General features: G+C 59.2%; 9 protein-coding genes. 7 read left to right on the top strand and 2 right to left on the bottom strand.

Going from position 1 to position 10,847, the window contains the following annotated elements:
• Positions 1–4 precede the first annotated feature (4 nt).
• Positions 5–535 carry a peptide deformylase gene (def, locus tag RDL77_RS03370; protein WP_223612100.1) on the bottom strand — a complete coding sequence of 177 codons (531 nt, stop codon included), beginning with the start codon at positions 533–535 and terminating at the stop codon, positions 5–7.
• A 114-nt stretch (positions 536–649) separates the two neighbouring features.
• Here def and RDL77_RS03365 point away from each other — a divergent pair, with 114 nt between their 5' ends.
• A complete protein-coding gene (locus RDL77_RS03365; protein WP_288191797.1) occupies positions 650–1,885 on the top strand; it encodes a DNA recombination protein RmuC in 1,236 nt (411 codons plus the stop codon).
• On the opposite strand, the gene RDL77_RS03360 is transcribed toward RDL77_RS03365, so the two are convergent.
• On the bottom strand, positions 1,882–2,841 hold the full coding sequence (locus RDL77_RS03360) for a cation diffusion facilitator family transporter (protein ID WP_288191796.1): 960 nt from the start codon (positions 2,839–2,841) through the stop codon (positions 1,882–1,884). The genes RDL77_RS03365 and RDL77_RS03360 overlap by 4 nt on opposite strands.
• Positions 2,842–2,985: 144 nt before the next feature.
• Between RDL77_RS03360 and RDL77_RS03355 the strand changes: the two genes are divergently transcribed.
• The 6 genes from RDL77_RS03355 to RDL77_RS03330 all read left to right on the top strand — a co-directional run bounded on the left by RDL77_RS03355 (position 2,986) and on the right by RDL77_RS03330 (position 10,708).
• Positions 2,986–5,001 carry a hydantoinase/oxoprolinase family protein gene (locus RDL77_RS03355; RefSeq protein ID WP_288191795.1) on the top strand — a complete coding sequence of 672 codons (2,016 nt, stop codon included), beginning with the start codon at positions 2,986–2,988 and terminating at the stop codon, positions 4,999–5,001.
• A 107-nt stretch (positions 5,002–5,108) separates the two neighbouring features.
• Positions 5,109–7,289, top strand: coding sequence for a malate synthase G (locus RDL77_RS03350; RefSeq protein WP_288191794.1), 2,181 nt, complete (start codon positions 5,109–5,111; stop codon positions 7,287–7,289).
• 6 nt (positions 7,290–7,295) lie between these two features.
• Positions 7,296–7,811, top strand: a complete 516-nt coding sequence (locus tag RDL77_RS03345; RefSeq protein WP_288191793.1) for a DUF3859 domain-containing protein — start codon at positions 7,296–7,298, stop codon at positions 7,809–7,811.
• Between the two features lie 168 nt (positions 7,812–7,979).
• Entirely contained in the window at positions 7,980–10,022 is a 2,043-nt protein-coding gene (locus tag RDL77_RS03340) for a GAF domain-containing protein (RefSeq protein ID WP_288191792.1), read from the top strand.
• Positions 10,023–10,136: 114 nt separating this feature from the next.
• On the top strand, positions 10,137–10,337 hold the full coding sequence (locus RDL77_RS03335) for a type II toxin-antitoxin system VapB family antitoxin (RefSeq protein ID WP_223612090.1): 201 nt from the start codon (positions 10,137–10,139) through the stop codon (positions 10,335–10,337).
• Positions 10,338–10,339: 2 nt separating this feature from the next.
• Entirely contained in the window at positions 10,340–10,708 is a 369-nt protein-coding gene (locus RDL77_RS03330; RefSeq protein ID WP_288191790.1) for a type II toxin-antitoxin system VapC family toxin, read from the top strand.
• Positions 10,709–10,847 lie beyond the last annotated feature (139 nt).

The raw sequence follows: 10,847 nt of genomic DNA, 5'->3' as shown, positions 1-10,847 counted from the left end.
TGGCTTACACCGCCAGCCGGCTCGGAACGCGATCCTTGGCAAGCTTCTTGAACTTTTTCACCACCATTTCACGCTTGAGGCGCGAGATGTAATCGATGAACAGAACGCCGTTGAGGTGGTCGATCTCGTGCTGAAGGCAGGTTGCCAGCAAACCGTCCGCCTCGATCTCGTGCTTCTTGCCTTCGATATCGAAATAGGCAACGCGCACTTTTGCCGGACGTTCCACTTCCGCATAATAATCCGGAATGGACAGGCAGCCTTCTTCATAGACGTTGCGTTCGGTGCTCGACGACAAAATCTCAGGGTTGATGAAAACCTGGGGTGCCTTCGGTTCGTCTTCCTTGGCAAGGTCGATCACCAGCATGCGCAGCGGTTCCGCCACCTGAATGGCGGCAAGGCCGATCCCCGGCGCGTCATACATGGTGTCGAGCATGTCGTTGGAGAATTTGCGCAAATCGGCATCAAAGCGCTCCACGGGTTTGGAAACCTGGCGCAACAGCGGATCGGGAAGAATGACAAGCGGTTTGATAGACATGAGCATCACCTAATATCTCGGCTTTCAACCGTCAATCCCGGCATAAATGGCATTTGTGAAAATGTTCTCGTTTTGATCTCACATTTGCCATCCGAATCGGTTAGTCTGCTTCCCATGGAAACATCACATTCACTCGACCAGCCACTGTTTCAGCTCGGTGCCACGTCGATATCGGTCGGTACTGCACTGGTAATGGCGGCTGTCATCGTTGCACTTGCCATTGTCCTGTGCGGGATCGCGCTGTGGCGTTCGGCACGGGTACGGCTGATCGCGGAATTCCAGGCGGAAGACCGTGCGCGTGATGCGGAAGTGCGGATGGCCGAGATCCTGAAGAGCCAGTCAGAGATGCAGGGCCGCATGCAGACCATGGCGGAACTTTTCGGTTCGCGCCAGGCGGAGCTCAACCAGTCGATCCGCGAACGCCTTGACGGCATGACCAGCCGCATCGGCCAGACCATGACGGAACAGACGCAGTCGACCCATGAAAATCTGGCCAAATTGCAGGAGCGGCTGGCGGTCATCGATACCGCGCAGAACAATATCCAGTCGCTGGCCGGACAGGTTGTCCAGCTGCAGGCGATTCTCGCCAACAAGCAGACGCGCGGCGCTTTCGGTCAGGCGCGCATGGAAACCATCATTGCCGATGGCTTGCCGCAAGGGGCCTATGAGTTCCAGGCTACGCTTTCCAATGGAAGCCGGCCGGATTGTATCGTCCGCATGCCGAATGGCGCCCCCAATCTGGTCATCGACGCCAAATTTCCGCTGGAAGCATGGAACGCCATCCGCGAGTCCGAGACACCGGATACGAAGAAACTGGCGCTTGCCCAGTTTCGCCGGGATATCGAAATCCATATTCGCGATGTTTCAGAGAAATACCTGATCAATGGCGAAACCCAGGATACGGCATTTCTCTTTGTGCCGTCGGAATCCATCTTTGCCGAAATCCACGAGAATTTCGAAGGCGTTGTGCAGAAAGCCCATCGTTCGCGCATCGTCATCGTATCGCCGTCGCTGCTGATGCTGTCCATTCAGGTCATTCAGGCGGTGCTCAAGGATGTGCGCATGCGCGAGCAGGCACATCTCATCCAGGGTGAGGTGATCCGCCTGATGGAAGATGTCGGGCGCCTGGACGACCGGGTCCGGCGACTGCAGACGCATTTCGGTCAGGCGAGCAAGGATATTGACGATATTCTCGTCTCGTCCAGCAAGGTGACGAAGCGCGGCCAGAAGATCGAGGCGCTGGAGTTTGTCGATCCGGCGGCCGGCGAACCCGCGAAGGGGCCGGATGCCAACAGGTCGGCAGCATCGGCAACGGGCCAGTTGCGCCTGCGCGTGGTGGATGAAGATTAGCCCTCAACGATTTTTTGCCGCCGCGTCTTCCAGGTACTTGCAGTCTGCGGTTTGACGAAGACGGACACGATGTCCGGGTTGGCCTGACGGATTGCTGTTTCGATACGCTCGACGCAGGCTTCGATCTCGGGTGCGGTAAGACGATCCTCAAATTCAATGCTGAGCCCGGCAACGATCTGCTTGGGTCCCATATGGACGGTCAGCACGCCGTTTGCCTGCTGAATGGCCGGATCTTTGCCCGCAATATCAAGAATCTGCTGTTCCGCTTCCGGCAGCGCCGACTCGCCGATCAGCAGGCCCTTGCTTTCCCGGGCGAGGAAAATTGCGGTTGCACCGAGGATGATGGCAATGCCGATGGAGGCAACCCCGTCGAATTCGGGCATGTCGAAGAATTGCGCCGCTGAAATGCCGGCAAACGCTACGATGAGTCCCAGCAGCGCAGCCGTATCCTCAAACAGGACCGTAAAGACGCTCGGGTCCTTGCTCTGTTGCACGGCTTCGAGGTAACCGAGTTTGCCTTTCATGGTTCGGAATTCTTTCAGCGCGACTGTCCATGAGATGCCCTCGAACAGCAGCGCAAAGCCAAGCACGACATAATTGACAGTGGGATTGGCGACGGGCTCCGGCTCAAGAATGTGGATGAGGCCTTCATAGAACGAGACACCGGCACCCACGGCAAACACCAGCAGCGCAACGATGAAACTCCAGAAGTAAAGCTCGCGTCCATGGCCGAGCGGATGCGCCTTGTCGGCTGGCTTGGCGGCCCGCCGCAGGCCGTAGAGAAGCAGGCCGCCATTTCCCGTATCCACCAGCGAATGAACGCCTTCCGACAGCATGGCGGAACTACCGGTGAAGAAGGCGGCAATGAACTTGGTTGCCGCGATCAGAAGATTGCCGAGGATGGCGGCATAGATAACCTTCTTCGATCCCGCATGACTGCCAGATTGTGATGCCATAGAAGCCCCCTTTTCCCACGCGTCAACGTAGCAGGAGTTGAATGGTTCCGGCAGTGTTGTGCTGTTGCGGCGGCAAATGGTCGGAATGACGCTAGTCGTTGGTGCCGTCATGGGATAACCCTGCCACAAACGGCGCAGGGCATCATGGCTGATTCACAGGTAGAGAACGCAATTTTCCTCGGTATTGATACGGGCGGCACCTATACGGATGCGGTTCTCTGGTCGGAGGCGCGCGGCGTTATCGCCAAGGCCAAGGCTCTGACAACACGCCACGATCTGAGTGTCGGCATCTCCGGCGCGGTCGAGCGCATTGTCGAAGAGGCTTCGGTTGATCCCGGCCATATCCGCCTTGTGTCCATGTCGACGACACTGGCCACCAATGCCCTTGTCGAAGGGCAGGGCGGACGGATCGCGCTTGTCATGGTCGGGTTCTCGCCGGCCGACCTGGAGAAGGCGGACCTCGGGTCTGCCCTTGGCTCCGATCCCGTCGTCTTCCTGCCCGGCGGCCATGATGTCTATGGCCGCCCGCAACCTTTCGATGTCTCGGCGCTGCAGGAGGCCTTGCCGCGCCTCAAGGAGGAGGTGACGGGTTTTGCAGTCTGCGCCTATTTTGCCGTGCGCAACCCCGAGCATGAAATTGCCGTTCGTGATCTTGTGCGCGCTCAGACGGGTCTGCCTGTTACCTGCAGTCACGAACTTTCGGCCAAGCTGAACGGTCCGCGCCGGGCCCTGACAACGGTCCTCAATGCGCGGCTCATCGCCATGATTGACCGCCTCGTCGCGGCAACGGAAGGTTTCCTCGACCGGCGCGGCATTCATGCGCCGCTCATGGTGGTGCGCGGCGATGGCGCACTGGTCTCGGCGGCTTTTGCACGGCATCGCCCGATCGAAACGATCCTGTCGGGACCGGCTGCCAGCCTTGTCGGCGCGCGCCACATGACGGGCCTCGACAACGCCATCGTGTCCGATATTGGCGGGACGACCACGGACGTTGCCGTTCTCGACAATGGCCGTCCACGGCTCGATCCCAATGGCGCCACCGTTGGCGGTTTCCGCACCATGGTCGAGGCGGTGGCCATGCGCACATTCGGGCTGGGTGGCGATTCAGAGGTGTCGCTGGACGACAATGCCATGGCGCCGCGCATCATGCTTGGACCAAGGCGGCTGGTGCCGCTGTCTCTGCTTGCGGCCAATCACGGTGCCATCGTCATCGATCATCTGGCGCGGCAGGTGAAGACGGCCAATCCCGGACGCCTGGATGGCCGGTTCGCTCTATTGACCGGCGTTCCCGAGCAAATGGCATCCGGATTGAGCAAGGGGGAAGCCGAGCTCTACCAGCGGATTACGCGGGAACCGCAGCCGCTCGACCGGCTCCTGAACTCCGTTTCCCAGACCGCGACGATCAACCGGCTGGTCGCGCGGGGACTCGTCCATCTCTCGGGGTTCACGCCGTCCGATGCCTGCCATGTTCTCCATCTGCAGAACAATTGGAACGGCGAAGCGGCGCGCTATGGCGCCATTCTCTATGCGAGGCGCAAGGACGGCGCGGGCCGCCCGCTGTGCGATACGCCGGAGGAAATTTCGCGGCGTACCTATGACGCGCTCATCCGCCGTTCATCGGAAGTGGTGCTGGAAACCATCTTTGCCGAGGATGGATTGGATGGACCTGACATGGTAGCCAGTCCGCTGACCCAGCGCGCGCTTTCCGGGCAGGGCGGTATTGCCGGCGTCAAGCTTGATATTGACCGGCCGCTGATCGGCCTGGGTGCTTCCGCTCCCGTCTATTATCCCGCCGTTGGAGCCATGCTGGGTGCGCCAAGCATTGTTCCCGTCGATACGGATGTCGCCAATGCGCTCGGTGCCGTGGTCGGGCAGGTGCGCGTATCGGTCGAAGCCTACATCAGCCAGCCCGCCGAAGGGATTTTTCGCGTGGCAGCGGGGGAGGCGGTGAAGGACTTTCAGGAGGAAGATCTCGCGATTGCCTTCGCCGAAGAAACGCTGCAAGGGCAGGTTCGCAGTTTCGCGCTGGAAGCTGGCACCGACGAGGCACAGGTCACCATCGTCCGAAACATCAGCGCTGCGACTGTTGAAGACCAGCGAAAATTCATCGAAGCGGTGCTGGTCGCAACCGCAACCGGCAGGCCTCGCATTGCCCACTGATTGATTGTTTCCCTTCCGGCATAAATCATGTTCATTTAGGCCGAATTGACGAGGAATGCTTTGGTGTGTTCAAGGGTACGCTAACAGAAAATCTTAAGGAGTATGGTATGAGCGAGCGGGTCGAGATCGATGGTCTGAAGGTGGCGAAAGAGCTCTACGACTTCGTGGCTAATGAAGCGGTGGTCGGAACATCGATCAATGCCGACGCCTTTTTCCAGGGTCTGGCAGCAATTGTCGATGATCTGTCGCCCAAGAACCGGGCCTTGCTCGTCAAGCGCGATGCATTTCAGGAAAAGCTCGATGCGTTCTATCGCGAAAAGCGGCAGACAGGATATACGCCAGAGCAATATGAAGCGTTCCTGCGGGAAATTGGCTATCTGCTGCCCGAGGGCGGAACATTCTCCGTCTCGACCGACAATGTGGATCCGGAAATCGCGGTAACGGCCGGACCGCAGCTGGTGGTGCCTGTCATGAACGCCCGCTATGCGCTCAACGCGGCCAATGCGCGCTGGGGTTCGCTTTACGATGCGCTCTACGGCACCGATGCCATTCCGGAAACCGAGGGTGCAGAGAAGGGCAAGGCATTCAATCCGCTGCGCGGCGCCAAGGTCATCGCTTGGGCCAAGGCCTTTCTCGACGACAGTGTGCCGCTCGATGGCGCACACTGGGCTGATGTGACCAGTCTTTCCGTTGATCACGGCACGCTTGTGCTCAAGACCGCCAATGGGGTTTCCCCGTCGCTGAAGGATCAGGCACAGTTCGTTGGCTATAAGGGCGATGCTTCCAGGCCATCCTCCATTCTCCTGGTGAAGAACGGCATGCATGTGGAGATCGTCATCAACGCCGATCATCCCATTGGAAAAACCGACCCGGCCAATATTGCCGATGTGGTGCTGGAATCGGCACTCACCACGATTCAGGACTGCGAGGATTCCGTTGCTGCCGTCGATGCGGAAGACAAGGTTGTTGTCTATCGCAACTGGCTCGGCCTGATGAACGGCGATTTGCAGGATACGTTTGAAAAGGGCGGCAAATCAGTCACGCGCAAGCTCAATCCCGACCGGGACTATACGGGAAAAGACGGCAAGCCGCTGACGCTGCCCGGCCGTTCGCTCATGCTGGTGCGCAATGTCGGTCATCTCATGACCAATCCGGCCATCCTCGACAAGGATGGCAATGAGGTGCCGGAAGGCATCATGGATGCGGCAATCACCGGTCTGATCGCCCTGCACGACGTCGGCCCCAAGGGCCGCCGCATGAATTCGCGCGCCGGTTCGATGTATGTGGTCAAGCCGAAAATGCACGGCCCGGAAGAAGTCGCCTTTGCCTCGGAGCTGTTCGGGCGCGTTGAAGCCCTGCTCGGCATGCAGCCCAACACGATGAAGATGGGCATCATGGATGAGGAGCGCCGTACGACGGTCAACCTCAAGGAAGCCATCCGTGCGGCGAAGGAACGGGTTGTTTTCATCAATACCGGTTTCCTCGACCGCACCGGCGATGAGATTCACACCTCGATGGAGGCGGGTCCGATGATCCGCAAGGGTGATATGAAGCAGGCATCGTGGATCGGCGCCTATGAAAACTGGAATGTCGACGTCGGGCTTGAATGCGGCCTTGCCGGCCACGCGCAGATCGGCAAGGGCATGTGGGCCATGCCGGACCTGATGGCAGCCATGCTTGAACAGAAGATTGCCCATCCGAAGGCCGGTGCCAACACCGCATGGGTGCCGTCGCCGACGGCCGCCACGCTGCATGCCACCCACTATCACAAGGTTGATGTGGCCGAGGTACAGGCAAAGCTGAAGACGCGCGGTCGCGCCAAACTCGGTGATATCCTGTCGGTGCCGGTCGCTTCGCGACCCAACTGGACACCGGAAGATATCCAGCGCGAGCTCGACAACAACGCCCAGGGCATCCTGGGGTATGTCGTGCGCTGGGTGGATCAGGGCGTCGGCTGCTCCAAGGTGCCGGACATCAACAATGTCGGCCTGATGGAGGATCGCGCCACGTTGCGCATTTCCGCCCAGCACATCGCCAACTGGCTGCATCACGGCGTTGCCGGCGAGGCGCAGGTTCTGGAAACGCTGAAGCGCATGGCGGGGGTCGTCGACAAGCAGAATGAGGGCGATCCGCACTATCAGCCGATGGCCGCCGATTTTGACGCATCGGTGGCGTTTCAGGCCGCTTGCGAACTGGTGTTCAAGGGGCGGGCACAGCCGAACGGCTACACCGAGCCGGTCCTGCACCGCCGCAGACTGGAACTGAAAGCCAAGCGCGCGGCTGCATAGCAGCCGATGCGCGCTCTTCGCCTCCTGGCCCTGGTGTGTCCGGCATTGTTGGCCGGGGCGGGGCTTGCGAGGGCGCAGGGCGCAGAACCGGCCATTGAAATTCTTGACTGGGGGTTGACGCGGGCGAAGGATGTCGGCACTGAAGCGGCACCGGATACGCCGACGGGCTATAACCGGCTTGTCGACGGGCCGGTGGACGTTGTCAGGGCCGACAAAATAACCGCCTGCCTCGGGACCAGTTTCGGCGTGATGTATGCCGCGTTCAATGTCCCCGATTTCCAGGTCGTGCCGATCGTGATCGTTGTCCGGCATCCGGTGATTCACACGCCTGATGGCCGCAGCATGCAGCGCAGCAGCTGGCCCGACGGCGCCATCCGGCAGCAGCGCTATGCGGGCTGGGTGTTCGAGAAGAGCTACGAACTGGTTTCCGGTGTCTGGACCTTTTCCCTGCAGGACACGCATGGGCGCGAGTTTGCCACCAGGAGTTTCGACGTGACCGCCGGAAGCTGCCCCATATCCTGACAATGGCCAAGCCCGTTCAGATATCGCGCTGGATCGGCATTTCCTCTGCCTGCGGCGACGCGGATCGCGGGAATTCGCAAATAGCAATTGTCACGGAGCAAAATTAGACTATTTGATAACCACGAAAACTCCCGTGTCTCTCATATAATCTGGCGATTGGGTTTATCCATGAGCGATTTGCCCCATTCAGTTCTTCAGGACGCCCATCGGCTGGCTGCCCTTGCTGAATATGATGTCCTCGATACGCCGTCAGAGCCGGCATTCGATAATATTGTCTCTCTTGCCAAGCAGATTTGCGAGACACCGGTTGCTTTGATCAGCCTGGTCGCCGGAGACCGGCAATGGTTCAAGGCGCGGTCAGGCTTTGAGACTTGCGAAACCCCTCTGGAGCAATCGGTTTGTGCGCATGCGCTGCCGACGGGCTCCGTCCTGATTATTCCGGACCTCACACTGGATGAGCGCACCAGGCACAATACCCTGGTGACGGGAGAACCCCATATCCGGTTCTATGCCGGGGCCGTTCTCAACACACCCAGCGGTGAAGCGATCGGAACCCTGTGCGTGATCGACAGCGTGCCGCGCCCCGGCGGGCTGACCGATGCGCAGACCGAGGCTCTTCAGGACCTTGCCGAGCAGGTCATTACCATCCTCGAACTGCGCCGCGTACTGGAAGACCGCAACGACGTTGTTCTCCAGCAGCGGCGGTCGATTCGCTCCAGCCTGAAACGGGCCCTGTCGAGTGAAGCGGCGCGCAACAAGCAGTACCGGGTCGATGGATGGCTTGGTCCCGCGCAACAGGCGGGGGGCATCGGGGCATTCGAACTCAATCTCAAAACCAATATTGCGCGCGTTACGCCCGAAATGTGCCGGTTATACGGACTGCCGGAGAGTGAGCAATATTCCGCTCCGACGTTCGAGGTGCTGACCTATGCGGACGACAGGCATCTGGTCTCCGATCAACCATCTCGCCTTGATGGAAACGTCATGCTTGATATCGAATACCGGATCCGCCGTGCCGATGACGGTTCGCTGCGCTGGCTGAGCCGCCGTGGCGAGCTTGCCTATGACGACGTTGGCCAACCCGCGTTTTTCCGCGGCACGGTCCAGGATGTCACCAAGCGCAAGCAGGCGGAAATCCGCCAGGCTGCCCTTCTCGAACTGGGTGACAGTATTCGCGACGCCCATACAACAGCCGAAGCTGCGGAAATTGCCTCACGGATCCTCGGTGAAAACCTGAATGCCGGTCGTGCGGGATTTGCCATCATCGATTTGACGGCGGATATTTTCAATGTCGAGCGGGATTGGACAGCGGCCGCACTGAAGTCCATGGCCGGCCGCCACTCGCTGGTGAACTTCAAGGCGACGATCAAGAACTCGCAGATCGGGATTCCGATTGCCGTCTCCGACATACCGGGAACGGACTGGCTGGCGCAGGACTATGACGGCTATGCCGCCCTTCAAGCCCGGTCGTTCATCAATGTACCGCTGATGCACGCCGGTGAACTCGTGGGGCTGATGTTTGTTCACGGCGAGAATCCGAGGGATTGGCAGACCGACGAGATACAGTTTGTCGTCAGCATTGCCGACCGAACCTACGCGGCGATTGCCAAGCTGCAGGCCGAGCATGAACAGGGGATTCTCAATCAGGAATTGAGCCATCGCCTGAAAAACACGCTAACCATGGTTCAGGCCATTGCAACGCAAACGCTGCGCGATGCGCCGCAGGACGCGGTCGAGGCATTCAAGCAGCGCCTGATGGCACTCAGCTCGGCGCATAATGTGCTGCTGCACCAGAACTGGTCGGCGGCGCGTATCCGCTCGGTACTGGAGAGCGTCCTGGCGCTGCACGGCGAAACAGCGCAGTTCGTCTTGCGCGGACCCAATCTCAATCTCGGGCCAAAGGCCGTTCTTTCCCTGTCGCTGCTGCTGCATGAACTTGCCACGAACGCACTGAAATATGGATCGCTGTCCAACAGGCAGGGCAAGGTGGAGATCAGTTGGGAAATCCAGCGTGCTCCGTCGCAGATGGAATTTGTCCTGACATGGCGCGAGAGCGGCGGCCCGGCCACAACTGCTCCCGAAAAGAAAGGATTTGGCTCGCGCCTGATCCGTTTCGGCCTGTCGGGCACCGGGGATGCCGATATTCAGTATGAGAAAGAAGGGCTTGTGGCGCGGTTCAGGGCGCCGCTGGCACTGATCATGGATAATTGACCAAGATCTTTGGTCAATCCGCGCGGACGGTCGGCGGAGCGTGGGTCGACTTTGGTATGCATTGTTTGCCGCATCATTCGATGCTAAAATCATGCCTGAACCAGGAAGCCGGAAATGCGCACCACACTTGCTCTTGATGATGAGCTTATTGCCAAAGCACAGGATTTCACGGGATTGCATGAAAAGTCCGCCCTCGTTCGGGAAGCCCTCAAGGCTTTGATCGAACGTGAAAGCGCACGCCGGTTGGCGCTCCTTGGAGGGAGCGAGCCAGGTTTGAACACGATACCCCGCCGCCGCATCGGATCGGACGCATAGGCGTGATCCTCGCCGATACATCGATATGGATCGATCATTTGCGCGTTGGCGATGCCGAATTAAAACTGCGTCTCAACACCAATCAGATTATGGTTCACCCATTCATTGTGGGTGAAATTGCTTTAGGCATTTTACGGCAACGTGACCTCATCCTGGCTGCCCTTCGTGATCTGCCGAAGGTGAAAATAGCCAACGAGGAGGAAGTCCTGCATTTTATCGATGCCGAAGCGCTGTTCAGTCTTGGTATCGGCTATGTCGACGCGCACTTGCTGGCGGCAACGCGGCTAACACCCGGCACGCGGTTGTGGAGCAGAGACAAGAGATTGGCTGCCGCTGCCGCTCGCCTGCAACTCAACGCTGACTTTCCGTGATGCGGACAAGGCACAGGATTCAGTGTTCGCGATCGAGGCGGCAATCAGCAACAGGACTGAAAAGCCTCGTGCAATTTTGTCCAGATTAATGCGTGCCGCCCCGAACACTACTTGTTTGCTGGCTGATTCTTGTTTACGC

It is taken from the genome of uncultured Phyllobacterium sp. (assembly GCF_902479695.1).
GTDB classification, from domain to species: Bacteria; Pseudomonadota; Alphaproteobacteria; order Rhizobiales; family Rhizobiaceae; genus Phyllobacterium; species Phyllobacterium calauticae.
This window is presented reverse-complemented; position numbering and strand designations above follow the sequence as displayed.

Excerpts from the sequence above, each read along its gene's own strand:
- RDL77_RS03365 (WP_288191797.1), top strand. The coding sequence starts at position 650 with ATGGAAACATCACATTCACTCGACCAGCCACTGTTTCAGCTCGGTGCC.
- RDL77_RS03355 (WP_288191795.1), top strand. The coding sequence starts at position 2,986 with ATGGCTGATTCACAGGTAGAGAACGCAATTTTCCTCGGTATTGATACG.
- RDL77_RS03360 (WP_288191796.1), bottom strand. The coding sequence starts at position 2,841 with ATGGCATCACAATCTGGCAGTCATGCGGGATCGAAGAAGGTTATCTAT.
- RDL77_RS03335 (WP_223612090.1), top strand. The coding sequence starts at position 10,137 with ATGCGCACCACACTTGCTCTTGATGATGAGCTTATTGCCAAAGCACAG.
- RDL77_RS03350 (WP_288191794.1), top strand. The coding sequence starts at position 5,109 with ATGAGCGAGCGGGTCGAGATCGATGGTCTGAAGGTGGCGAAAGAGCTC.
- def (WP_223612100.1), bottom strand. The coding sequence starts at position 535 with ATGTCTATCAAACCGCTTGTCATTCTTCCCGATCCGCTGTTGCGCCAG.
- RDL77_RS03340 (WP_288191792.1), top strand. The coding sequence starts at position 7,980 with ATGAGCGATTTGCCCCATTCAGTTCTTCAGGACGCCCATCGGCTGGCT.
- RDL77_RS03345 (WP_288191793.1), top strand. The coding sequence starts at position 7,296 with ATGCGCGCTCTTCGCCTCCTGGCCCTGGTGTGTCCGGCATTGTTGGCC.